General features: G+C 70.0%; 21 protein-coding genes and 1 pseudogene. 12 read left to right on the top strand and 10 right to left on the bottom strand.

Translation table 11 applies throughout. The features are described from left to right. Positions 1-86 precede the first annotated feature (86 nt). Entirely contained in the window at positions 87-1,238 is a 1,152-nt protein-coding gene (locus tag ACFSXZ_RS07325; protein WP_378262567.1) for a cytochrome P450 family protein, read from the top strand. Here ACFSXZ_RS07325 and ACFSXZ_RS07320 read toward each other — a convergent pair. From ACFSXZ_RS07320 to ACFSXZ_RS07310, 3 genes and pseudogenes are all read right to left on the bottom strand, one after another. After that, positions 1,235-1,462, bottom strand: a pseudogene (locus ACFSXZ_RS07320) (zinc-binding dehydrogenase); the annotation flags it as partial. The gene ACFSXZ_RS07325 and the pseudogene ACFSXZ_RS07320 overlap by 4 nt on opposite strands. A gap of 38 nt (positions 1,463-1,500) precedes the next feature. Further along, on the bottom strand, positions 1,501-2,889 hold the full coding sequence (locus ACFSXZ_RS07315) for a hypothetical protein (protein WP_378262565.1): 1,389 nt from the start codon (positions 2,887-2,889) through the stop codon (positions 1,501-1,503). A 166-nt stretch (positions 2,890-3,055) separates the two neighbouring features. Next, complete coding sequence (locus tag ACFSXZ_RS07310; RefSeq protein ID WP_378262564.1) at positions 3,056-4,027, bottom strand: quinone oxidoreductase family protein; 972 nt, start codon at positions 4,025-4,027, stop codon at positions 3,056-3,058. Positions 4,028-4,278: 251 nt separating this feature from the next. On the opposite strand from ACFSXZ_RS07310, the gene ACFSXZ_RS07305 reads away from it, so the two are divergent. Next, a complete protein-coding gene (locus ACFSXZ_RS07305; RefSeq protein WP_378262562.1) occupies positions 4,279-5,148 on the top strand; it encodes a siderophore-interacting protein in 870 nt (289 codons plus the stop codon). Positions 5,149-5,150: 2 nt separating this feature from the next. On the opposite strand, the gene ACFSXZ_RS07300 is transcribed toward ACFSXZ_RS07305, so the two are convergent. The 5 genes from ACFSXZ_RS07300 to mptB form a co-directional block, all read right to left on the bottom strand. Further along, on the bottom strand, positions 5,151-6,086 hold the full coding sequence (locus tag ACFSXZ_RS07300; RefSeq protein WP_378262560.1) for an acyl-CoA desaturase: 936 nt from the start codon (positions 6,084-6,086) through the stop codon (positions 5,151-5,153). 83 nt (positions 6,087-6,169) lie between these two features. Then, positions 6,170-7,162 (bottom strand): COX15/CtaA family protein, encoded by a 993-nt coding sequence (locus ACFSXZ_RS07295; RefSeq protein WP_378262558.1) that lies wholly within the window; start codon positions 7,160-7,162, stop codon positions 6,170-6,172. A gap of 25 nt (positions 7,163-7,187) precedes the next feature. Continuing rightward, entirely contained in the window at positions 7,188-7,913 is a 726-nt protein-coding gene (locus tag ACFSXZ_RS07290; RefSeq protein ID WP_378262787.1) for an ABC transporter permease, read from the bottom strand. A 130-nt stretch (positions 7,914-8,043) separates the two neighbouring features. After that, entirely contained in the window at positions 8,044-8,970 is a 927-nt protein-coding gene (locus tag ACFSXZ_RS07285; protein WP_378262556.1) for an ABC transporter ATP-binding protein, read from the bottom strand. Between the two features lie 5 nt (positions 8,971-8,975). Beyond that, positions 8,976-10,577 (bottom strand): polyprenol phosphomannose-dependent alpha 1,6 mannosyltransferase MptB, encoded by a 1,602-nt coding sequence (gene mptB / locus ACFSXZ_RS07280; RefSeq protein WP_378262554.1) that lies wholly within the window; start codon positions 10,575-10,577, stop codon positions 8,976-8,978. A gap of 95 nt (positions 10,578-10,672) precedes the next feature. Here mptB and ACFSXZ_RS07275 point away from each other — a divergent pair, with 95 nt between their 5' ends. The 8 genes from ACFSXZ_RS07275 (at position 10,673) to ACFSXZ_RS07240 (ending at position 19,144) form a co-directional block, all read left to right on the top strand. After that, the gene (locus tag ACFSXZ_RS07275) at positions 10,673-11,410 is read left to right on the top strand and encodes a helix-turn-helix transcriptional regulator (protein ID WP_378262552.1); all 738 of its coding nucleotides are present in this window, start codon (positions 10,673-10,675) and stop codon (positions 11,408-11,410) included. 154 nt (positions 11,411-11,564) lie between these two features. Continuing rightward, a complete protein-coding gene (gene sufB / locus ACFSXZ_RS07270; RefSeq protein ID WP_378262550.1) occupies positions 11,565-13,013 on the top strand; it encodes a Fe-S cluster assembly protein SufB in 1,449 nt (482 codons plus the stop codon). 1 nt (position 13,014) lies between these two features. Beyond that, the gene (gene sufD, locus ACFSXZ_RS07265) at positions 13,015-14,211 is read left to right on the top strand and encodes a Fe-S cluster assembly protein SufD (protein WP_378262548.1); all 1,197 of its coding nucleotides are present in this window, start codon (positions 13,015-13,017) and stop codon (positions 14,209-14,211) included. Between the two features lie 78 nt (positions 14,212-14,289). Then, positions 14,290-15,060, top strand: a complete 771-nt coding sequence (gene sufC / locus ACFSXZ_RS07260) for a Fe-S cluster assembly ATPase SufC (RefSeq protein WP_378262546.1) — start codon at positions 14,290-14,292, stop codon at positions 15,058-15,060. Positions 15,061-15,100: 40 nt separating this feature from the next. Then, positions 15,101-16,390 (top strand): cysteine desulfurase, encoded by a 1,290-nt coding sequence (locus ACFSXZ_RS07255; protein WP_378262544.1) that lies wholly within the window; start codon positions 15,101-15,103, stop codon positions 16,388-16,390. Beyond that, a complete protein-coding gene (gene sufU / locus ACFSXZ_RS07250) occupies positions 16,387-16,842 on the top strand; it encodes a Fe-S cluster assembly sulfur transfer protein SufU (RefSeq protein WP_378262542.1) in 456 nt (151 codons plus the stop codon). The genes ACFSXZ_RS07255 and sufU overlap by 4 nt, the downstream gene beginning before the upstream one ends. A 13-nt stretch (positions 16,843-16,855) precedes the next feature. Continuing rightward, a complete protein-coding gene (locus tag ACFSXZ_RS07245; protein ID WP_378262540.1) occupies positions 16,856-17,284 on the top strand; it encodes a metal-sulfur cluster assembly factor in 429 nt (142 codons plus the stop codon). A gap of 429 nt (positions 17,285-17,713) precedes the next feature. Beyond that, a complete protein-coding gene (locus ACFSXZ_RS07240; protein WP_378262538.1) occupies positions 17,714-19,144 on the top strand; it encodes an MFS transporter in 1,431 nt (476 codons plus the stop codon). Between the two features lie 25 nt (positions 19,145-19,169). On the opposite strand, the gene ACFSXZ_RS07235 is transcribed toward ACFSXZ_RS07240, so the two are convergent. Then, complete coding sequence (locus ACFSXZ_RS07235; protein WP_378262536.1) at positions 19,170-20,924, bottom strand: GGDEF domain-containing protein; 1,755 nt, start codon at positions 20,922-20,924, stop codon at positions 19,170-19,172. A 73-nt stretch (positions 20,925-20,997) separates the two neighbouring features. Beyond that, positions 20,998-22,056 carry a lycopene cyclase family protein gene (locus tag ACFSXZ_RS07230; RefSeq protein WP_378262534.1) on the bottom strand — a complete coding sequence of 353 codons (1,059 nt, stop codon included), beginning with the start codon at positions 22,054-22,056 and terminating at the stop codon, positions 20,998-21,000. 16 nt (positions 22,057-22,072) lie between these two features. Here ACFSXZ_RS07230 and ACFSXZ_RS07225 point away from each other — a divergent pair, with 16 nt between their 5' ends. Together ACFSXZ_RS07225 and ACFSXZ_RS07220 are read left to right on the top strand one after the other, a co-directional pair. Continuing rightward, positions 22,073-23,731, top strand: a complete 1,659-nt coding sequence (locus tag ACFSXZ_RS07225; RefSeq protein WP_378262532.1) for a deoxyguanosinetriphosphate triphosphohydrolase family protein — start codon at positions 22,073-22,075, stop codon at positions 23,729-23,731. Further along, complete coding sequence (locus ACFSXZ_RS07220; protein WP_378262530.1) at positions 23,728-24,393, top strand: acVLRF1 family peptidyl-tRNA hydrolase; 666 nt, start codon at positions 23,728-23,730, stop codon at positions 24,391-24,393. Before ACFSXZ_RS07225 ends, ACFSXZ_RS07220 begins: the two co-directional genes overlap by 4 nt. The last annotated feature ends 36 nt before the right edge of the window (positions 24,394-24,429 follow it).

Below are 24,429 nucleotides of genomic sequence, written 5' to 3'. Positions count from 1 at the left end.
AAGTGGCTTTCTCGTTCAAGCAAGGAAGATGAAAATCATGTTATGAATTGTTTCACGGACCGGCATTGGAGGAGAAGGAGCATTTCGTGGAAAAAATCCAGGAGACGACGGGGCAGGACGGTACGAAGGCTCTTTTGGTCACCGGTTATGACGCCGCCCGGCAAGCGCTTTCCGATCAGCGCGTCATCAAGCACCTCGACCTCTCCTCGATGGGCGTTTCCCTTGATGTGCTCGACGCGATGGTGAACCAGATGATGTTCGCGAATCCGCCGGATCACACGCGCCTGCGCCGATTGATCTCCGCGTCCTTCACCGCCCGGCGCGTCGAAACGATGCGTCCGCGCATAGAGCACGTCGCACACGAACTTCTCGACGAGGTACCGGCCCACGAGACGGTCGAGCTGATCCAGGCCTACGCGTTGCCGCTGGCGTTACAGGTCATCTGTGACCTGCTCGGAGTCCCGGCCGGCATGCGAGACGAATTCGTCACCTGGACGGCCATCATAGCCGCCGGCCCGGCCCGCCGGCAGGAGATGCCCGCGCAGTTGGCCCGGATGCTGACGGTCATCCGGGATCTGCTCGCCCAGCGGCGCGCACACCCAGGTGACGACCTGCTCAGCGACCTGATCGAGGTCCGCGACGGTCAGGATCGGCTCTCCGAGAACGAGCTGACCTCGATGGTCTTCATGCTGTTGATCGCCGGCCACGAGACGACCAAGAACCTGCTCGGCAACGGCGTGTTCCGGTTGCTCGAGGACCGCGGCCGATGGGACCGCGTGCGCGCGGAGCCGCACCTGCTGGCCACCGCGATCGAGGAATTCGTTCGCTACGACACACCGCTGGCCATCGACAACTCCCGGATCGCCGCCGAGACGTTCGAACTCGCCGGCCGGACCGTCCAGGCCAGCACCCGTGTCGAGATCAGCCTGGCACAGGCGAATCGCGACGAAGACCGGTTCCCCGCCGCGGACCAGCTGCGGCTCGATCGTGCGCACAACCCGCACCTCGGCTTCGGGCACGGCATCCACTACTGCCTCGGCGCGCCACTCGCCCGGCTGGTGGCCAAGGTCGCGTTGACCGTCTTGATGACCCGGTTCCCCGCGCTCGACCTCGCCGTCCCGGCCACCGAGCTGACCTTGCGCCAGGACTTCATGCGTGGTCTGGACCAGCTGCCGGTTCGGACGCGGCCAAGGGAAGCGGAGCATGACGAAACCGCGCCGGCCCCTGGCCTTGCTTAGGGGATCAGCAGCAGCTTGCCGGTGGTACGGCGCCCTTGGAGATCCTCGTGCGCTTGGCGGGCGTCGGCCAGCGGGTAGCGGCCCCCGACGCGGATCGCGAGCTTGCCGCTGGTGACGGCGTCGAACAGTTCACTTGCGCGCCAATCCAGTTCGTCGCGCGTGCGCAGTCGTCGCTGTAGGAAACGCTGCGCGCCGCGGTCGGCACCTGATCGTTCCTGCTCGATGATGCCGCCCGCCCTGGCGAGCGGGCGGCACTACCGGATCAACCTTGGCGTGCCCGGAAAATCCAGTAACTGCCCTTGGCTCCGGCGTCCTCGCCCGAAGTGTCGTCGCCGATCTCCGGCACGATGGCATACCCGCTGTCGGTGGCCGCGATGGGTGCCGTCGTCAGGGACTTCTCCTGGACCCGTCCGGTCGCGAGGTCGAGCGCGAGGCTGGGCCGTGCCGCGTCACCCTTGCCCCGGCCAGGACTTTGCGCCGAGGTTCCGTAGACCGTGCCGCCGACGACGACGTCCGGCGCGAAACCTTCCTGGTCACCGGTCTGCTGCCACAGCACGTGGCCGTCGGCCAGGCTGACCGCGACGCTGCCGTGGCCGGACGACGCGTGCGTCAGCGCGAGCACGGCGGCGCCGGAACCGGCGTTGTCGGCTTCACCGACGGAACTGTCGCGGAGTCCGGGGTACTTGTCGATGGCGGGTGTCGCACCCTTGACCGCGCCGGTGCGGACGTCCTGCACCGCGACGGTCGCCTTGCCCGAGCCCGCCGGATAGATCAGTCCGATGGTGCCACGCGAGAGGAACGAGACTGACGCGTCGGGGTTGGTCGCGGCCTGGGGACGCGTGGTGTCCGAAGTCCACAGTGGAGCGCCCGGGCGGGCCAGGTCGTAGGCGGCGAGGTAGTGTTCGGCGCCTGTCCGCCCTTCGCGGGTGTGCCGCACCAGCGCGATGTCACCGGCGATGATGTCGAGGACCGGCGCGACGGCGGTGATGGCGCCATGGTCGGCGGGCAGGCTGAGCCGGGCGGCGCCGTCGGCGGCGTAGACCGTCAGTTCCTCCCTGGTCAGATGATCGTTGGTCGCCTTGGTGGCGGTCCACCCCGCCACCGCCACCCGGTCGTCACCGGAGTCCCACGCCAGGTCGCTCACCTTGCGCCCGGATGAATCGAAGCCGACCTGGTGCTCCACCTTCTTCGTCCGGCTCAGGCCGTCCGATTCGCGGGTTTCGGTCCCGTGCAAGAAGATCGCGGGCGCGCCCCCGGACTCACCTACCTGCGGCGCGTGCAGATCCCACAGCGGGACGTCGGCGGTCGCGGTCTTCCGGCCCGTGATCGCGTCGTAGAAGGTGACCGTGGCGGGCGTCGAACCGGAGCGGTCCCCGTCCGCGCCACCCTTGAAGGTCACGAAGGCGAAGGAGTCGCCGACGACGTACGGTTTGCCGGCGCCGAACGTGATGTTCACCAGATGCGCGATGGGCTGGGCCTCCAGGCCGGGCAGCGCCGGGCCGTGGTAGCCGAGGTCTTCGCCATGGCCGGCCGAAGGCGGTTGCGCCGAAGACGGCCCCGGCGCGGACCCCGTCCCCGAATCACAGCCGGCGATCAGTGCGCCGGCACATCCGAGTAATACCAAAGTCCGCGCGAACGAAGTTCGCGACAAGTACCGCACCGCTGGCCCCCAGTTGGCAATTCGGGTCTGTCGATGCCTCGAAGGGTAGCGATTCGGCGCCGCCGATTGGGCGGAATCGGTCATTTCGCCGTCAGCCGCACGACGGCTCATGGCCACGACGGCTCCGGCCCGCCGCGCCCATGAGCGTGGATTCGAGCTAGGGGATCAGCAGCAGCTTGCCGGTGGTACGGCGCCCTTGGAGATCCTCGTGCGCTTGGCGGGCGTCGGCCAGCGGGTAGCGGCCCCCGACGCGGATCGCGAGCTTGCCGCTGGTGACGGCGTCGAACAGTTCACTCGCGCGCCAGTCCAGTTCGTCGCGCGTGCGCACGTAGTGCGCGGCGGTCGGCCGGGTCAGGTAGACCGAACCCGCCGCGTTGAGCCGCTGCGGATCGATCGGCGGGACCGGTCCGCTCGACGCGCCGAACAGCGCGAGTACGCCCCGGATCCGCAGGCTGGCCAAGCTTCCGTCCACAGTGGACTTCCCGACCCCGTCGTAGACCGCGGCCACGCCTTCGCCACCGGTGAGTTCGCGGGTGACCGCGGCGAAGTCGACCTGGTCGTACCGGATCACCTCGTCGGCACCGGCGTCCCGGGCGAGCCGTTCCTTCTCCTCGGTCGAGACCGTGCCGATCACGCGTGCCCCGCGAGCCTTGGCCAACTGGACCAGCAGCAGGCCGACTCCGCCCGCCGCGGCGTGCACCAGGACGGTGTCGCCTTCCTGAACCTCGTAGGTGGAACGGACGAGGTAGTGCGCCGTGATGCCCTGCAGCATCATGGCGGCGGCGGTCTCGTCCGGGATCTCCGCGGGCACGTGCATCGCGATGGCGGACGGGATGACCGCGCGCTCGGCGTAGCTGCCGAGTTGTCCCTGCCAGGCGACCCGGTCGCCCGGCGAGAACCCGGTCACCTCCGGACCCGCGGCCACGACCGTGCCCACTCCCTCCATGCCCAGGGTCACCGGCAGGTCGAGCGGGTAGATGCCGGCACGGTGGTAGGTGTCGATGTAGTTCACCCCCGCGGCGATGACGTCGACCAGGAGCTGCCCGGGACCGGGCTCACCGGGGTCCACTTCGGCCACTTCGAGCACCTCGGGTCCACCCGTCCGCCGGATCTGCACTGCCGTCGGCATTCGACCTCCTTGTCCGCTTGCGCGGAACGTGTCCCTAGCGGACATCGGCATTTGTTTCCGCGTTCGATCCGAAGATAGCCGTGCGGCGCCCTGGCGCCACCCGCGCCCTGTCGGCTCACCTGCGCTTGGAGGATTTGGCCGAGTCTACGTCGGAAAATGCGAGAAAAGTCTCCCAGGGAAGTTCAATGAAACAATCGAAGGAGCCGGAGCGGATCCGGCTGGTTCGTGCAGAAGCCGCGGAAGGAGTTTCGATGACGAGGTTGCCGGTCGGATTGATCCGGGTCGCCGAGGCCGGCCGGATCACACCGGGGATGGCCCGTATCACCTTCGAGGGCGCCCATCTCACCGGACGTGAGCCCGATCGGCAAGTGAAGCTGTACTTCCCGAAACCGGGTCAGGACCTGCCGCGCCTCCCGGACGCCGACGGCGGCTTCGCCGGCTGGTACCAGGCTTTCACCGCGATTCCGGAACCCGAACGGCCGTGGACGCGGAGCTATACGGTCCGCGCGCACGATCCTGGGACTTCCACCGTCACCGTGGATTTCGTCCTGCACGGCGACTCCGGCGAAGGCCCCGCGACCCGGTGGGCCCGGTCGGCGCGTCCCGGCGACACCCTCGGCATGTTCGGGCCTTCGGACATGTTCGCCCGCACGGTGCCCTTGAGCGCGTCGCTCGCCGAGGCGGACTGGGTTCTGATGGCCGGGGACGAAACGACGCTCCCGGCGATCGGCACGATGATCGAATCGCTGCCCGACGGCGTCCGCGTCCTGGCCTACGTGGAGGTCGCCGACGCCGCTGAGGAGCAGCGGTTCGACACACGGGGCGAGGTGACGCTGCGCTGGCTGCACCGCGACGGAATCCCCGCCGGACACAGCGACCTGCTCACGAACGCGGTGACGGAGGCGGAATTCCCCGCGGGTTCGGTGTTCGCGTGGCTCGGCGGCGAGGCCGGCACGGTGCGCGCGCTGCGCAGGTATCTGGTGGGGGATCGGAAGATCGACAAGACAGCCATCGACTTCACCGGTTACTGGCGGGCCGGCCTCACTCAGGACGACCCGCCGACCGGCGAAGATCTCGCCGACGCGAACGAACTTCTCGCGGCGGCTAGGGACGCGGTCTGACCTCAGACGGCCCGGACGCGCTTGGCCGCGAGGCGCTCGGCCCGGGGCCAGCGGACGTCATGCGCCCACCGGAACTTCTCGAAGATCCAGATGACCCGCGCCGAGACGTCGATCTGACCGCGCAGCACGCCGTGGCGGGCGCAGGTCGGATCGGCGTGGTGCGAGTTGTGCCAGGACTCGCCCATGGACAGGATCGCCAGCGGCCAGAAGTTCGCGGCCTTGTCGCGGCTGCTGAACGGACGGTCGCCGACCATGTGACAGATCGAGTTGACCGACCAGGTCACGTGGTGCAGGAACGCGATGCGGACCAGTCCGGCCCAGAAGAACGCGGTCACCGCGCCCCACCACGACCAGCTCAGCAGGCCACCGAGCGCGGCGGGCAGCGCCAGGCTCAGCGTGATCCACAGCCAGAAGAACCGGTTCACCACGCGCAGGTCGCCGTCGGCCAGCAGGTCGGGCGCGAACCGCTCGTAGTTGGTCACCTCGCGGCGGAACATCCATCCCATGTGGGCGTGCCAGAAGCCACGCGCCAGGGCCGCCGGGCTGGTGCCGAACAGCCAGGGGGAGTGCGGGTCGCCGTCGCGGTCGGCGAAGGCGTGATGCCGCCGGTGGCTGGCCACCCAGAAGATGACCGAGCCCTGCACGGCCATGCTCCCGGCGATGGCCAGCGCGACGCGCAGCGGCCGCCCGGCCTTGAAGGCGCCATGGGTGAAGTAGCGGTGGTACCCGACTGTCACCCCCAGGGTCGCGATCACGTAGAAGGCCGCCGCCAGGCCGAGATCGAGCCAGTTCAGGCCCCAGCCCCAGGCCGCGGGGAGCGCGGCGACCAGCGCGGCGAAGGGGATCAACAGGAATGCCTTGAGCACGATCATCTGCCCGGTGGAGCGGGAGTGGGAGACGAGCGGTTTGGCCTGGGCGCGGGTGCCGGTGGTGGTCATGTCGGGTTGGGACCTCGCAGAGACTGGAGAAATCGGGCGTTTCCCTCGCCGTCTGAGCCTACTGTGCCCGGCCTCCGTTCGCGTTACGCAGGCATGTCCGGCCGCGAACCGGCGGAGGTCAGTTCGGGAACCTCGGGCGAAGTCAGGGTGGCGGGCCCGAAATCCCTGGTGGCACACCACAACGCGGCCGTCGCGATGATCACCAGCGCGGAACCGAGCACATGGAAGGACACCAGCGTCTCCGGCACGCCCAGCGCGTACTGGACCGAACCGAGGGCGCCCTGGGCGAGCGCGACCGCCCAGACGATGCCGTAACGGCGCCACAGCCGGCCCGGTGCGCCACCGCCGCGGGCAAGAAAGATTCCGAATGCCGCCAGCAGCACCAGGTAGACCACGAGCAGCCCGCTGTGCGCCTGGGCCAGCACTTCGATGGGCGCGTCGAGCCGTTTCGTGCCGGGGTCGCCACCGTGCGGACCCGCGCCGGTGACGGTGGTGCCCGCGATCAGCACCGCCCACATCGAGACGATCAGGGCGACGAGAAGTCCTCGCGCGGGCCGGGAGATCAGCGGGCGGGCCGGGCCGTCGCCTTCGCCGAAGGCGTGCAGGAGCAGGACGGCGAGCCAGACCAGCGGTGTGGAGGCGAGGAAGTGGATCGCGACCGTCCACCACTCCAGCTTCGCCAGCACGGTGATGCCGCCCAGGACCGCCTGAAGGACCACACCGCCGGGCAGCGTCCACGCCAGGGCGGACAGGCGGCGCCGGTGCGGCTGGTCGATCCGGATCCGCCAGACGGTGAGCAGGGCGAGGATCGCGACGGCGACGACGACACCGGTGAGCAGGCGATTGCCGAACTCGATCCACTGGTTGAGCGCGTGATACTGGGCACGCTGGACCGGCACCATGCTGCCGGGCACGCACTGCGGCCAGGTGGGGCAGCCGAGCCCGGAGCCGGTCACCCGGACCACGGAACCGGTCACGCCGATCCCGGCCTGGGTCACCACGGCGGCGATCCCGATCGTGCGCTGGAGGGTCCGCGACGGATACGGCAGCCGGGAGATCAGCGACTTCACATGCACGCTTCGATACTAGAGACGTTGCCTGTCAGGTCAGGCGGGTGGTGCGCGTGGCGAGGGCGCCCGCGGCCACGGCCCACGCGGCGAGCACGGCGACGGGGCCCCAGGCGAGCGTGCCGCCCACCAGGGCGTCGTGCAGGCCCTCCGCGAGGGCGCCGGAGGGCAGCAGTTCCACCACCACGGCGGCACCGGAGGGCAGGACCGCGGGGGCGAGCAGGATTCCGCCGCCGAGCATCAGCGCGAACCAGACGACGTTGGCCAGCGCGAGCACCACCTCGGCCCGCAACGCGCCGCCGAGGAGGACCCCGAGCGCGCCGAAGCTCAGCGTGCCGAGCACGAGCAGGAGCACGGCTTCGGCCAGGCCGGCACCCGATGGTGACCAGCCCATCACGGCCGCCACGATGCCGAGCACGACCACCTGCACCGCGACCACGACCAGCGCGGCCACCAGCCGGCCGGCGACCAGCAGCCACCGGGGCAGCGCGGTCGCCGAAAGCCGTTTCAGCACCCCGTAGCGGCGGTCGAAGCCGAGCGCGATCGCCTGTCCGGTGAACGCCGAGGACATCACCGCGAGCGCGAAGATCCGGGGCGTCATCCAGTCCACTTTGGACACATTGCCGAGCTCCGGCGTGGCCAGGATGTTCAGCTTCGACAGGCCGATCAGCAACGCCAGCGGGATGAGCAGGGTGAGCAGGATCTGTTCGCCGTTGCGCAGGGTGAGAATCGTCTCCACCTTCGCGTGAGCGAGCAGCATCCGCCACCGCCCGCCCGCACCGGGCGCGGGCGTGAAGGTCCCGGCGGGAAACGTCGGCGCGTCGGTCACTTCTCCTCCCGCGCGGGTTTTCTGCGGTTGCCTTGGGTGCCGCGAGCCGAATTCCGGGGTATCACGAGCGAAGATTCCGTCCGGTGAGTTCGAGGAAGACCTCTTCGAGGTCCCGCCTGCCGACGTGCAGTTCCTCGGCCAGCACGCCCTGCTGCGCGCACCACGAGGTGACTGTCGACACCACCTGCGGGCTGACGCGGCCGGTCACCAGGTAGTAGCCGGGCGAGGACTCGTCCACCTCGTAACCCTCGGGCAGCGCGGCCGAGAGGAGTTCGGTGTCGAGGCCGGGCCGCGCCTTGAAGCGGAGCTGGGCGGCGTCACCGTCTTCCGCGGTGAGAGCGCTCGGCGTGCCCTCGGCGATGACGCGGCCGCCGTCGACGATGACCACCTGGTCGGCCAGTGCCTCGGCTTCCTCCATCAGGTGCGTGGTGAGCAGCACGCTCACCCCGTCCGATCGCAGCGCGGCCAGCAGCTCCCAGACCAGGCGGCGGGCCTGTGGGTCCACGCCCGCGGTGGGCTCGTCGAGGAAGACCAGCTCCGGCCTGCCGACCAGCGCGCAGGCCAGCGAAAGCCGCTGCTGCTGCCCGCCGGAGAGCCGCTTGAACGGTGTTCCGGCCACGGGGGCCAACCCCAGCACGTCCAGCAGCCAGGCCGGGTCCAGCGGGTTGGCCGCGCAGGCGGCGACCAGGGTCAGCATCTCGCCGGCGTGCACCCCCGGGTACGCCCCGCCACCCTGCGGCATCACCCCGACCCGGGGCCGCAGCGCGGCGCCCTCGGAGACGGGGTCGTGGCCCAGCACGCGCACCGAACCGCCGTCGGGCCGCCGGAAGCCTTCGCAGATCTCGATCGTCGTGGTCTTGCCCGCCCCGTTGGGCCCGAGCAACGCGAGCAGATGCCCGCGTTCCATCTTCAGGTCCAGGCCGTCGACCGCGGTCTTCGGGCCATAACGCTTGATCAGCCCGGTGATCTCGACCGCAGGTGTGCTCACGACCATCAAGCGTACGACCTTCGGGCCAGTAACAGCGGCGCGGTCCGGCGGACCGCCAGCAAGCCGAGCGCGACCACGACGAGCCCGGCCAGATAGGCCTGGAGCGGAACGAACGATCGTCCGTCGAAGGTGCTGCCAGGAGGCGGCGCCAGGAAGGCCAGGACGGCGCTGACCACGGTCGCCGCGACCCGGAACCGCGAGGTGCCCGCCGACGCCGCGAGCGGGATCACCGCCCACAGCAGCCACCACGGCTGCATCGCCACGTGCAACATCATGAACGCACCGAGGGAGACGCCGAGACCGATGATGGGACGGTAACGCCAGCGGAAGCTGTCCCAGAGGAACTTGAGCGTGATGAGCCCGGCCGCGAGGGTGCCGGCGACCTGCACGATGGACACCAGCGAGTCGGTGTGGTTGCCCATGCCGAGCGCGATGCCGAGCACGCCGCCGAGGTTGGCCAGCTCGGCGGTGGGGGAGATCCAGCTACGGACCAGGCCCGGGGTGCCCAGCGCGCCGACCCAGCCGAAGCCCAGCCCGGTCGCGTAGCACAGCGACACCATCACCACGGCGAACACTCCGGACATCAGCGCGATCGCGCGCAGCAGGTCGGCGACCCGGCCGTGCCAGCGGCGGGCGATCATCACGCCGAAGAAGCCCAGCGCGATCATCGCGTTGATCTTGACCGCGGCGGCGAGCGTGATCACCGCCGCGCCCAGCACGATGAACAGCACCTCGCCCCGGGCCAGCGGCGGCGGGACGGCGCCGGGCACCCGGGCCGGCAGCCTGCGGAGGCCCAGTTCGAGACCGGCCACCATCAGCCCGATGCCGAGCGCTTCGTTGTGCGCCCCGGCGACCAGGTGGAACAGCACCAGCGGGTTCGCCGCGCCCAGCCACAGCGCGGTGGCGGGTTCGACGCCGAACCGGCGGGCGAGCCGGGGCAGCGCCCAGATGATCAGGGCGACCCCCGCGAGTTCCAGCGCCCGCTGCAACAGCACGCCGGCCACGACGTCCTCACCCACGATTCCCGAGATCCAGCTACCCAGCTTGAGGAACAGCGGGCCGTAGGGCGCCGGGGTCTCCCGCCACATGTTCGACACGCCGCTGGTCAGCGGGTCGGCGACGCCGAGTGCCTGCGCCGGGCCCAGTGAGTAAGGGTCCATCCCGCGGCGCACGATTTCGCTCTGCGCGAGGTAGCTGTAGACGTCGCGGGAGAACAGCGGCGGGATGGCCATCAGCGGTGTCAGCCACATGACCAGCGTCCGGGTCAGCTGGGCGCGGGTGGCCAGGCGGGCGCGGCCCGGCCGGGCGAAGCGGCCCAGCATCAGCCAGCCGAGGACCAGCATCGCCATCCCGGTGAAGGCCATCGCCAGCGACACCGTCGGGATGCGGGCGAACAGCCGCAGGACCGGGATGTCCTGGACCGGGTTGAGCACCGGAGCGGCGCCGGCGCCGAGCGAGCCGAGGGCGAGGAACAGCGCGCCGACGGTGCCGAAGCGGCGCACCACGTCGAGTGCCCGGAGCTCCGGTCCGTCGAGCGGATCCGCTTGCGGAGGACGGACCGGCGACACGACGACATGCTCCTCGGTGCCGTGTTCGCCAAGTGTCACGAGAAGAGCGTATCGACACCCGCTCCGCGTGATGCCGGTCACTCGATGATCTCCCCGTCTTTGCTCCCGGGCCGGAAATACGACACACTTGTGTTGTGAAAAACAGCGAGGAGTCCGGGCACCCCGGGATCGCTGTGCCCGCGCAGGCCGGCCGGGAACTGGCGACCGAGGGCCGGACCAGGCACGAGGTGGCCAGGCTGCTGCTGGAGGAGGGCCCGATGACGGCGGTCGTCGTCGCGGACCGGCTCGGCATCAGTCCCACCGCGGTGCGCCGTCACCTCGACGCACTGGTCGCCGACGGAGAGGCCGACACCAGGGAGGCGTCCCGGCGCGGCCCGCGGGGCCGGGGACGGCCCGCCAAGCTCTTCCTGCTCACCGAGCAGGGCCGGGCCCGGTTCGGGCACGCCTACGACGACCTCGCCGTCTCGGCGCTGCGCTTCCTGTCCGACCACGCGGGGGAGGAGGCGGTCCGGGCCTTCGCGCGGCACCGGGTGGCCAAGCTCGTCGAACCGCACCGCGCGCAGGTGACCGGCCCGGCCGCGGCCTCGGGCCGGGCACAGGCCCTCGCCGCGGCGCTGACGAAGGAGGGCTACGCTGCCTCGACCCGCCAGGCAGGCACCGGTGAGCAGCTGTGCCAGCATCACTGCCCGGTCGCCCACGTCGCCGCCGAATTCCCGCAACTGTGTGAGGCCGAGACCGAGGCATTCGCCGGATTGCTGGGTACCCATGTGCAGAGGCTGGCGACCATCGCACGCGGTGACGCGGCCTGCACGACCCACGTCCCCGCGGACCCCCCGCGGGCTCAGGCAGAGACTTCGAAAGACGAGAAATGAAGCCGATGTGGAATCGAGTGACGGCGTTCGGGGTTACCCGTGAGTGCCGTGCAGGGCGCCCTCCCGTGGCGCCGCTGTTCCGGTTGCCAGAAGCGCCCTGTAGACGCGATCGCGGTCGCGCGCAAACTCGCCAAAACACAGAAGGAGGAGGCGAATGACTGCCGCTGCCGAGCAGCGCACTGCCACCACGACGCCGCTGAGCCAGGAAGAGACGATCGACTCGCTCGGCCGGTACGCGTTCGGCTGGGCGGACTCCGACACCGCGGGTGCGAGCGCCCGCCGGGGGCTCAACGAAGACGTCGTGACGGACATCTCCGACAAGAAGTCCGAGCCGGAGTGGATGCGTGACGCGCGCCTGAAGGCGCTGAAACTGTTCCAGCGCAAGCCCATGCCCAACTGGGGCGCGGACCTGTCGGGCATCGACTTCGACAACATCAAGTACTTCGTGCGCTCGACCGAGAAGCAGGCGACGAGCTGGGACGAACTGCCCGAGGACATCAAGAACACCTACGACAAGCTGGGCATCCCGGAGGCGGAGAAGCAGCGCCTGATCGCCGGGGTCGCCGCGCAGTACGAGTCCGAGGTCGTCTACCACAAGATCCGTGAGGACCTGGAAGCCCAGGGCGTGCTCTTCCTGGACACCGACACCGGCCTGCGGGAGCACCCGGAGCTGTTCAAGGAGTACTTCGGCTCGGTGATCCCGGCCGGGGACAACAAGTTCTCCGCGCTGAACACCGCGGTCTGGTCCGGCGGCTCGTTCATCTACGTGCCGAAGGGCGTGCACGTGGACATCCCGCTGCAGGCCTACTTCCGGATCAACACCGAGAACATGGGCCAGTTCGAGCGGACGCTGATCATCGTCGACGAGGACGCCTACGTGCACTACGTCGAGGGCTGCACCGCGCCGATCTACCAGTCGGACTCGCTGCACTCGGCGGTCGTGGAGATCATCGTGAAGAAGGGCGGCCGCTGCCGCTACACCACGATCCAGAACTGGTCGAACAACGTCTACAACCTCGTCACCAAGCGCGCCAAGGCCGAAGCGGGCGCGACGATGGAGTGGATCGACGGCAACATCGGCTCCAAGGTCACCATGAAGTACCCGTCGGTCTTCCTGATGGGCGAGCACGCCAAGGGCGAGGTGCTGTCGGTGGCCTTCGCCGGCGAAGGGCAGCACCAGGACGCCGGCGCGAAGATGGAACACCTGGCGCCGCACACCTCCTCGACGATCGTGTCGAAGTCGGTGGCCCGCGGCGGTGGCCGCACCTCCTACCGGGGCCTGGTCAAGGTCGCCAAGCGCGCGCACCACTCCCGGTCCACGGTCAAGTGCGACGCGTTGCTGGTGGACAACATCTCGCGGTCGGACACCTACCCCTACGTCGACATCCGCAACGACGACGTGTCGATGGGGCACGAGGCGACGGTGTCGAAGGTCAGCGAGGACCAGCTGTTCTACCTGATGTCGCGCGGCCTCACCGAGGACGAGGCGATGGCGATGGTGGTGCGCGGGTTCGTCGAGCCGATCGCGCGCGAGCTGCCGATGGAGTACGCGCTGGAACTGAACCGCCTGATCGAGCTGCAGATGGAAGGAGCCGTCGGCTGACATGACGGTCGCCGAGAACACCCAGCCCGCCGGACCGGCGGGCACCGAGGCCGCCGCTTCCGCGGCCGAGGCCGTCGTGCCGCAATCCTCCCGGGGCGAGCGCTTCACCTCCTACGACGTCGAGGCCTTCGAGGTCCCCGGCGGCCGCGAGGAGAACTGGCGGTTCACACCGATGAAGCGGCTGCGGGGCCTGCACAACGGCTCCGCGGTGGCCGACGGGGAGATCAAGGTCGACGCGGAAGCGCCCCCCGAGGTGCGCGTGGAGACGGTAGGCCGGGAGGACGAGCGCCTCGGCGAGGCCGGGGTGCCGGGAGACCGGATCGCGGCGCAGGCCTACTCGTCGTTCACCTCGGCCACCGTGGTGACGGTGCCGAAGGAGGCCAAGGTCACCACGCCCGCGGTGCTGCGGCTCACCGGCCCCGGCGAGGGCGCGGTGGCCTACGGGCACCTGCAGGTGCGCGCCGAGCCGTTCGCGCAGGCCGCGGTCGTGCTCGATCACCGCGGTTCGGGCACCTACGCCGACAACGTCGAGTTCGTCATCGGCGAGGGCGCGAGGCTGACCGTGGTGAGCGTGCAGGACTGGGCCGACGACGCGGTGCACGTCTCCGAGCAGCATCTCCGGCTCGCCAAGGACGCCACCCTCAAGCACATCGTGGTCACCCTCGGCGGGGATGTGGTCCGGATCTCGCCCACCGCCACCTTCGCCGACCGCGGCGGAGACGTGGAAATGCTCGGCCTGTACTTCGCCGACGCGGGGCAGCACCAGGAGCACCGGCTCTTCGTCGACCACGGGGTCGCGGGCTGCAAGTCGCGCGTGATGTACAAGGGCGCGTTGCAGGGCGACGGGGCGCACGCGATATGGATCGGCGACGTGCTGATCCGCGCCGCCGCGGAGGCCACCGACACCTACGAGCTCAACCGCAACCTCGTGCTGACCGAGGGCGCGCGGGCCGATTCGGTGCCGAACCTGGAGATCGAGACGGGCGAGATCACCGGCGCCGGGCACGCGAGCGCGACGGGAAGATTCGACGACGAGCAGTTGTTCTATCTACAGTCGCGCGGAATCGAGGAAGAGACGGCCCGCCGGCTGGTGGTGCGCGGCTTCTTCCACGAGATCCTGATGAAGATCGACATCCCGGAGGTGCGTGAGCGCCTTCAAGCCGCGATCGAGACCGAACTCGAAGCGGTCGGCGGCTGAGCCCGGCCCGGCCGCCACCGCGGCCGGGCCCTGGGAAGCTTTCCGTAGTTCTGCCGGAGAAGGACGAAGAAACGAGACATGGCCACACTGGAAATCAAGGACCTGCGCGCCGGTGTCACCACCGAGGAAGGCGTGAAGGAGATCCTCAAGGGCGTCAACCTGACGATCCGCGCGGGCGAGACACACGCCATCATGGGGCCCAACGGCTCCGGGAAGTCCACCCTGTCCTACGCGATCGCCGGGCACCCGAAGTACGAGGTGACCTCCGGTGAAGTCCTGCTGGACGGCGAAAACGTGCTCGAGATGACCGTCGACGAGCGGGCTCGCGCCGGCCTGTTCCTGGCGATGCAGTATCCGGTCGAGGTGCCCGGTGTGTCGATGTCGAACTTCCTGCGCACCGCGGCGACCGCGGTCCGCGGCGAGGCGCCGAAGCTGCGGCACTGGGTCAAGGAAGTCAAGGACGAGATGGCGAAGCTGGAGATCTCGTCGGAGTTCGCCGAGCGCAGCGTGAACGAAGGCTTCTCCGGCGGTGAGAAGAAGCGTCACGAGATCCTCCAGCTGGCCCTGCTCAGGCCGAAGATCGCGATTCTCGACGAGACCGACTCCGGCCTGGACGTGGACGCCCTGCGCGTGGTCTCGGAAGGCGTCAACGAGTACAAGGCGAACAACGAGGTCGGCGTCATGCTGATCACGCACTACACGCGGATCCTGCGCCACATCAGCCCGGACTTCGTGCACGTGTTCGCCGACGGGCGGATCGTCGAGTCCGGCGGCAAGGAACTGGCCGACGAGCTGGAGGAGCACGGCTACGTCAAGTACGTGGGCAAGACCGAGCCCGCCTCGGTCTGATAGCCCGTTCCGGAGAACCGACACCAGGAGAGGAGTTGGCGTGACCACCACAACCCAAGCCAACACGCCTTTGGACGTCGCGGCGCTGCGCGCCGACTTCCCCATCCTGTCCCGGACCGTACGGGACGGAAAACCCCTGGTGTACCTGGACTCCGGGGCGACCTCGCAACGGCCGGTGCGGGTGCTCGACGCCGAGCGCCGGTTCCTGGAGACCTCGAACGCGGCGGTGCACCGCGGCGCCCACCAACTCGCCGAAGAGGCCACCGACGCCTACGAGCACGCTCGCGCGCGGACCGCGGAGTTCCTCGGCGCCGACCCGGGTGAGCTGGTGTTCACCAAGAACGCCACCGAGGGCATCAACCTGGTCGCCTACGCGATGAGCAACGCGGCCACGGCGGGTCCCGGGGCGGAGCGGTTCGTGGTCGGTCCCGGTGACGAGATCGTCATCACCACCATGGAACATCACGCGAACCTGGTGCCCTGGCAGCAGTTGTGCCAGCGGACCGGTGCCACGCTGCGGTGGTTCGAGCTGACCGAGGACTACCGGCTCGATCTGTCCAATCTGGACGAACTGGTCAACGAGCGGACCAAGCTGGTCGCGTTCGTGCACCAGTCCAATGTGCTCGGCACGATCAACCCGGTCGCCACGATCGCGCGCCGGGCGGCCGAGGTCGGCGCGCTGACCGTCCTCGACGCCTGTCAGTCGGTGCCGCACTCGCCGGTCGACTTCCACGCGCTCGGAGTGGACTTCGCGGTCTTCTCCGGGCACAAGATGCTGGCACCGTCGGGTATCGGCGTCCTCTACGGGCGGCGGGAGCTGCTGGAGGCCATGCCGCCGTTCCTCACCGGCGGGTCGATGATCGAGCTGGTCACGCTGGAGCGCACCACCTTCGCCCCGCCGCCGCAGCGGTTCGAAGCGGGCGTGCCGATGACCTCACAGGCCGTCGGTCTCGGGGCGGCGGTGGACTACCTCAGCGAAATCGGCATGGACCGGATCGCCGCGCACGAGCACGTGCTCACCGAAGCGGTGCTCGCGGGGCTTTCCGAAATCCCGGGTGTCCGCATCATCGGGCCGCCGGACGCGGTAAACCGTGGCGCCACGGCGTCGTTCGTGATCGACGGGGTGCACCCCCACGACGCCGGTCAGGTGCTGGACAGCCTCGGCGTGGCCGTACGGGTCGGGCATCACTGTGCCTGGCCGTTGCACCGGGCCTGCGGCATCCCGGCGACCGTGCGGGCGAGTTTCTACCTCTACAATGATCTGTCCGAAGTCGACGCCTTGGTGCGTGGGGTCCGTGAGGCACAACGGTTCTTCGGGGTGGGCGGATGAACCTGGAGTCGATGTACCAGGACATCATCCTGGACCACTACAAGAATCCGCACGGCCGCGGGCTGAAGGAGCCCTACGACGCCGAGTCGTTCCAGATCAACCCGACCTGTGGCGACGAGATCACGCTGCGGCTCAAGCTCGACGGGGAAAAGGTCTCCGATGTCTCCTACGAGGGGCAGGGGTGCTCGATCAGCCAGGCGTCCGCCTCGGTGCTGACCGACCTCGTCGTCGGACACACCGTGGAGGACGCACTGTCCACGATGGACGCTTTCGTCGAGTTGATGCAGGGCCGTGGCCAGGTCGAGCCGGACGAGGAAGTGCTCGAAGACGGCGTCGCCTTCGCCGGCGTCGCGAAGTACCCGGCCAGGGTCAAGTGCGCGCTGCTGGGCTGGATGGCTTTCAAGGACGCGCTGGCGCGCACCGAGGACCACGTGAACGGCACCGCGAAGTGATGGAGCGTTGAGTATGTCGGAGACTCAGGAACAGGTTCAGGAATCCACCGCCGAGGCCACCCCGGAACACCGTGAAGGCCGGACCGCGGCGGATCTCCCCGCAGGCGGCCCGTCGTCCGCCGAGGTCGCGAAGGTCGAGGACGTCGAGGAGGCCATGCGTGACGTGGTCGACCCCGAACTCGGCATCAACGTCGTCGACCTCGGCCTGGTCTACGACATCCGGGTCGAGGACGACAACACCGCGACCATCGACATGACCCTGACCTCGGCGGCCTGCCCGCTGACCGACGTCATCGAGGACCAGACCGCCTCGGTCCTGGTCGGGTCGGCGGGTGTGGTCTCCGACTTCCGCATCAACTGGGTGTGGATGCCGCCGTGGGGCCCGGAGAAGATCACCGAAGACGGCCGCGAGCAGTTGCGCGCCCTCGGCTTCACCGTCTGAGGAACTCGCCGCTCAGCGCACGAGTTCGACCTCGACCGGCAGGTCAAGCCCACCGTCTGCCGAGCGGAGTCGTCGCCGTTGGTCTTGATCTTCTGGAGGACCTCCGCCCAGTTCGCCGCGCCGATCCGGCCTGTCTCCAAGTGCCCGAGTACGGTTTCGTGCTGTCGCCGTGTAGACGAACGCCAGCACCGCGGAAGCATCGAGCACGATCACCCTGTTCGCCGCCTTCTTCTCGCGCCGCCTCCGCGCGCCGTTCCGCGATGAGTTCGTCGACGACGCTGCCGCCTCGTCGCAGGGGTGCGGTGGCCTCGCGCTGAATCCATGTCTCCACCTTGCCACCGCGGCAAAGATCTTTGCCTATCCGTGCGCGTGGCCCGACTGTGTCAGAAGGTGCCCCGATCCGGGGGACACAGGACAGGGAGATGCGTGATGACCAGAGACAGTCCGTCCATGGCCCCGGCGGGCGGCGCGATGGTGGCCGTTCGGCGCGGCTCGGTGAAATCGGCCGTGGTGATCCTGGTGCTGACGCAGCTGATGCTCGTCGTGGACACCTCGATCGTGAACGTGGCACTTCCCGCCATCGGACGCGAGCTGGGCTTTTCCTCCGCCGGTCTGTCCTGGGTCGTCACCGCCTACGTACTGGCCTTCGGCGGGTTGATCCTCGTGAGCGGCAAGGTCGGCACCATGATCGGTCCCCGCCGGGCTCTTGTCCTCGGTGTGTCGATCTTCGTGGTCGCCTCCATCGGCGGAGGTCTTGCCACGTCGCCGGGAGTCCTGGTGGCCGCGCGCGCCCTGCAGGGAGCGGGGGCCGCTTTGGCCGCACCCAGCGTGCTGGTGCTCCTCATGGGTATCACCGCTCCCGGCCCGCAGCGCTCGCGCGCCATGGCGATGTTCGTCCTCGCCGTCGGCGCCGGCGCGGCGGTGGGCCTGCTCCTGGGCGGGGTGCTGACGCAGACGCTGGGCTGGGAATGGGTGATGTTCGTCAACGCCCCGATCGGCTTCGTGGTCCTGCTCGGCGCGATGCGCAACCTGCCCGAGATGGAGCGCCGGCGCACCTCGCTCGATGTCGGCGGGGCCGCTGCCTCGATCCTGGTGATGGTGGCGCTGGTCTTCGGTTTCACCTCCGCCGCCGACCGGGGATGGAGCAGCCCGTTGGTGCTGGGCGCGTTCGCCGTGGCCGTCGCGTCCCTCGTGATGCTCGTCGTCTGTGAGCGCAGGCATCCGCATCCCGTGATGCCGCTGGCGTTCTTCGCCTCCCTGCGCAGTGCGGGCCCGCTGTTGTCCATGCTGGCCATCCCGGCCGGTCAGGTCGGCTTCCTGTTCTTCACCACACTGCTGACCCAGCGGGTCCTCGGCTTCACTCCGATCCAGACCGGTGCCGCGCTGGTGCCCTTCACTCTCGGGCTGATCGCCACCAACCAGCTCACGCCGCGGCTGCTGCCCCGTCTGGGCGAACGCGTCATCGGCGTCGCGGGTCTGTCCGGTCTGGTGCTGGGCATCGCCTGGATGGCGTTGGTGGCAGCCGATGCCGTCCAGGACATCTCGTTCGTCACGGTGCTGCTGCCCTCGGTCCTGCTCGGTGCGGGCGCGGGGGCGACCTTCGCGCCGGTCACCGCCGTCATCCTGCACCAGGCCCCCGTCGAGCACATCGGCGCCGCCGCCAGTCTCAACCAGGGGTTGCAGCAACTCGGCGGCGGAATGGGCCTGGCCGTTCTCACCAGCGTCCTGGCCGCCACGGGTGGTCTGGACCATGGCCTGAGCGCGACGCTGCTGGCCACCGCGGCCTTCCCGCTGGCGGGCCTGATCCTCTTCGGCGTGGGGGCACGTCGTATCCCCGCCCCCGAGGTCGTGCCCGCATGACCAGGCGCGCCTTATGTATAACGACCTATACGGCGAGCGTTCCGGTGTGGGCTTCCAGGTCATGGGTGGCCCCGCCGGACCGGTCTTCCCGGCGGGGATCCGGCAGGGAGTAACCCGGCAGCCCACGGAGTACGTCGACGTGGTCGGAGCCAGGGCGGCCGAGGACCCAGCTCGAACCGGGAACGGCCTTCGCGCGCTTCTTCAACGGTGCCAGCAGCCGCGAGGCCTCGGGGTAGGAGCCGATGGAAGACGTGGCGCAGACCAGGGTCGCCAGTGACACGGTCACCGCCATCCCGTCGGCCGACCAGACGGAGTCGAGCAGGGCCGCGGCCACCGTGGAGATCTCGTCCACGTCGCAGACGATCAGGAAGTCGTCGCCACCCACGTGACCGACGGTCATCCGTGGCAGCCGGGCCGCCAGATCGGTCAGGGTCCGGCCGAGGGCGCGGATCAGGTCGTCACCCGCGGCGAAGCCCACGGTGTCGTTGACGGCTTTGAACGCGTCGACGTCCAGCCAGGCCGTGACGAACGGTTCGTGGCGGTCGATGCGCCGCTCCACGTCCCGCGCGATGGTGTCGCTTCCGGGCAGCCGGGTCAGCGGGTTGAGCGCGGCGGCCTCCTCGATCTTCACTTCCGCCATTCCGCGCACCACGTCGGTCACCAGGACGATGCCGGCGCAGCGGCCCTCGTTGTCGACCACGACCACGTCGTCCGCACCGCGTCCCCAGTCGGCGTCGGCCACCAGTTCCAGTAGTTCGAGCGCCGGCGCGTCGGCGTCGATGACGTGTGGCGGCTTGTCCGCCAGCCTGCTCGCGGGCCGCTTCGCGTGCAGGGCGTGCCCGTATTGACCCGTGACGGCGGCCAGGAACCGTGTCCGGTCGACAGTCCACTGTGGACGATTATCGGCGTCGACGCCGACGACGCCGGTCGGCGCGTCGGCTCCGATCAGCGTGGTCCGCACGTCGTCACAGGTGGCGCCTTCCGGCAAGGTGCAGGCGGAGGAGAGGAAATCGCGCACCCGGGGCGCGACGACCGTGCCACGCACCGCCGGTTCCTCCGGATCGGGAAGGGTGTGCGCCGGGAGCGGTGCGACAGGGGACCCCTCCGCGGTCGCGGCGAACAGTTCGCCTTGGGCGACCCGCACGCCCAGCCGCCGCACCGCGTCGAGGTGCGTGGGGGTCGTGACGCCGGTGGCGACCAGGCGGCTGTTCGTCCGCGCCGTGAAGTGCAGCAACGCTTCGACGAACGCGACCGACGCGGCGTCCTCCGGCAGTCCGCGCACCATGCCCCGGTCGAGTTTGATCTCGCTCACCGGCGCGGCGGTCAGGACCGCCGCGGGCAGATCCGCGTGCCCCACACCGTCGAGCGCGATCCGGAAGCCGTGATCACCGAGCCTGCGCAGGCCGTCCAGGAGTTCGGCCGGCCGGACTCGGGAAAACGGCGGTCCCACTTCGAGGACGACCTCGCGGGGACGTCTCCCGGATTCCGCGAGCACGTCGAGCAGCGGGCCGAAGACCGCCTCCGGCGCGGTGACGGTGGGCGCGGAGATGTTGAGGTGTAAGGGAAACGTGCGGTCGATTTCGGATGCGGTCTCGGCCGCGCGGGCGGCGAGTGCGATGTCGGTTTCCGGTAGCCTGCGTTCCCGTCGCGCCGCATCGAAAAGTTCTCGCAGCACCGGCTGTCCGGGCCGGGGCAGGATTTCGAGACCGACGACACCGCCGGTATGGAGGCTGTACAAGGGTTGAGGGACGAAGCCGATCGCGTCCGGGGAGGCGTACACGTCCGCAATGGTCGCCGAACGCTCGCCTCTTCTCCACTCAAGTCGTCCAAAGTTCATCGAAATTCGCCCGGTGTCACCCAAGCGCCATGAGCGCGATGCGTACTCGCCACGGCGCTTCGCGGAACAACTCCGTCATCGCGGCGACCGTGCCGGCGAGGTCCGTCCGCCCCGATGTCATCGCGCGCTGGAGTTCGGCGGGCAACCGGAAGAACAGCTCGAAGAATTCGGCGGTCGTCTGGGGTGACATCGTCAGCAGCGCGCGGAAACCGTGAAGGCGAAGGCGGTGCACGGCCCGCGCGGCGGGCGGCCAGATCTCGTGGCTCGCCGCGCGAATCGCCTCGGCAGGCCCGTCGCGCAGCCCCTCGTGGAGAGCCCGCGCGACCGGAGGCGCCAACCGGAGCGAGGTGGCCAGGCTGTAGCCGGTGGCGGGGTGGATCAGGCCGGCCGCGGCCCCGAAGGCCGGAGCCGGAGCGCGCGGTGCGTCCAGCGGGATGCGGACCAGTTCTTCGCGTGGCGATGCCGGAATCCGGATCCCCGCGGCCGACAGACGATGCCGCAGGCGCGCGGCGAGAATGTCCGGCGGCAATCCCGGCGCGCGGGCCAGCGAGGTCTCCTCGACGAGTACGCCGTCACTCCGGGGCACGGCGTAGAGGAAACTGGGATCTCGTACCGGGTGCGACCAGTCCATGAGCAGGGCGGTGTTCGCGGGCACCAGCGGTGCCGCGTCTTCAGCGGGCAGCACCAGCCCGTAGGCGGTCTGTTCGGCGCCGCCCGGTCTTGCCCGGGCGCCGGTCGCGTTCACGACCACACGCGCCTGGAGCCCCTCGGCCCGGCCCGTGAGCACCTCGACAGCGGGATGCGTGAGGTGCCGGCGCAACCCGTCGTTGTCGAGGATGAGATATTCACGGTCCAGCCGGTGCCCGGAGGTACCGACCGCCAGCGTCGCGGCGGGCGCGGCCGCGATCGCGTAACCGGGTAAATCCGGCAGCTCGTCCCGCCACACCCCGTACGTCGCAGGCCAGCGTTCTCGCGGTGCTGGGGCCACCAGGGCGGTGCGCAACCCCAGCCTCGCGCACGCCGAGGCGAGCGCCCACCCCGCCGGACCGGCACCCGCGACCAGAACGTCCCTCACGGATACGGTTGTACGCATGCAAAGCGATCTTCGCGCGGCGCGCCGGGACACGGTGCCGTTCGGTACCGATGCGACGGCAGTCACGGCGGAAACGGATGCCTCCACGCAGGTCGGCTGCGGACTGTATCCGCCTTCTTTCGGTCGCATCGGTACCGGGGCCGAGGCGGCCTGGCCGGACCTGGTGTCCAATCCGTTCCGCGCCGACCGTGACCGCATCGTGGGATCGCCCTTCTTCGCCCGCCTCGGCGGGGTCACGCAGGTCGTCAGCGCCGCCGGGTCGGGCCTGCTGCACAACCGGCTCACGCACAGCCTCAAGGTCGCGCAGGTGGCCAGGGCGATCGCCGAACGGCTGCTGGCGGGGGTCGATTCCGCCGAGCTGATCGGCAAGCTCGGCGGCCTCGACGCCGATGTCGCCGAGGCGGCGGCGCTCGCGCACGACCTCGGGCACCCGCCGTTCGGGCACCTCGGCGAGCAGGTGCTGGACCGGGTCGCGCGGCACCGGTTCGGGCTCGCCGACGGGTTCGAGGGCAATGCCCAGACGTTCCGGATCCTCACCACCACCGACGTGCGCGGGCCCTCCAGGGTGGGACTCGATCTCACGGCCGCGGTCCGGGCGGCGGTGCTGAAGTATCCGTGGGCCCGCCTGCACCGGCCCCACCCGCACCCGGCGACTCTGCGCGTGCCGCCCCGGGGCGCCGCCGAACCCGCCGACGCGCAGGGGACCGGGTCGGGCAAGTTTTCCGCCTACAGCACCGAACTCGACGACGTCGAGCAGGCGAGGAGCCCCTTCGCGGGGCTGATCGAGCCCTGGCAGCAGACCGTCGAGGCATCGGTGATGGACACCGCGGACGACATCGCCTACGCGATCCATGATCTCCAGGATTTCCACCGGATCGGTGTGCTGCAGCACGCCCCGGTCGCCACGGAGCTGGGGGAGTGGCTTTCGCAGGCGCTGGAACTGGCCGGGCTCGACGACGCGACGCTCACGGCACAAGCCCGGCGGCCGGGCCGTTCGCTGGAACTCCTCCGCCGGCGCATGCACGCGAAGGACTCGTGGATCGTCGACGACGAGGCCTTCACCGCCGCCGTGGCGCGGGTCCGCCGCGAACTGGCCGATGGCCTGCTGGCGGCCGCCTTCGACGGCTCGGTCGAGGCCGAACAGGCCATCGCGGCGTTCTCCGCCCGCTGGACGTCACGGTTGGTCGAGGGCGTGGTGGTGCTGCCGTCCCCGACGACACGGTCCGGGCACGTGACCCTGCGGCCCGCGCAGTGGCACGAGGTCCAGGTGCTCAAGTTCGTGCACCGGCAGTTCGTGCTGCTGCGCCCGGAACTGGCACTGCACCAGCGCGGCCAGGCCGGCTTGATCACCGCGCTGGTGGACGCGCTGGACGCCTGGCTGGGCGACCGGGACGAGGTGTCGCGGCTGCCGCGGCGATTGCACGATCTCGTCGAACTGGCGCACGCGGAGTTCGGCGACCTGGCCGCGCGGGCGCCCGAACTGCTCGTCGGCGCCACCGGCGAACCGGTCACCGGCGCCGACGCCGTGCGGGGGCTGGCCAGAGGCCGGGCGGTGGTCGACTTCGTCGCCTCGCTCACGGACAAGCAGGCGGTGACGCTGCTCGACGCGCTCTCGGGGCGATCCTCGCAGCCGTGGTCCGATTCGTTCGTGCTGTGAGCCGCGTCCGGGAGGCCGCCGGTGGCGGACGGCTGGTCGAGGTGTCCCCGGCACGGCTGGCCGGCTGGTTCGACCGCTTCGCCCAGCGCAATGACGGCATCTCCTCGACCGAAGCCACGCCCGACCAGGTCGTGGTGACCGGCCGCAACGGCACCGTCGCGACCGCGGCGGTGCCCTTCCCGCCCCTGTCGGGGACCGGGCCGCCCACCGTGCGCCTCGGTGTGCACGCCCGGCGAGAGCGCCGGATCGGCCTGCTGCTGGTGCGCCTCGGCGCGCACAGCGTGGGCGTCGCGGAGGGCGGCAAGGTGGTCGTGTCCCGTACGGACCGGCACCGGGTGCACGGCCGTTCCGCGGCCGGTGGCTGGTCGCAGCAGCGGTTCGCGCGCAGGCGGGAGGGACAGGCCCGCCAGGCGCTGCGCGCCACGGCCGAGGACGTGCTGGAGGTGCTGGGCCCGCGGCTGGGGGAACTCGACGCGGTCGTGCTGGGCGGCGACCGGAGAGCCCTCGACGAGTTGCGCGCGGACGACGCGCTGGCCGGGGTGTTCGCGCTCGCGGTGCCGCGAGTCCTCGAACTCGGCGAGCCACGCCGCTCGCTGCTCGACGAGGCGGCGGAACGGGCCCGCGCGGTCGAGATCCTGGTCCGCGATCCGGGACCCCGGTGACCACAAGGATCAGCGGGGCACCGGCATCGACAAGGC

It is taken from the genome of Amycolatopsis pigmentata (genome assembly GCF_042684065.1).
Classification (GTDB): domain Bacteria; phylum Actinomycetota; class Actinomycetes; order Mycobacteriales; family Pseudonocardiaceae; genus Amycolatopsis_E; species Amycolatopsis_E pigmentata.
This window is presented reverse-complemented; position numbering and strand designations above follow the sequence as displayed.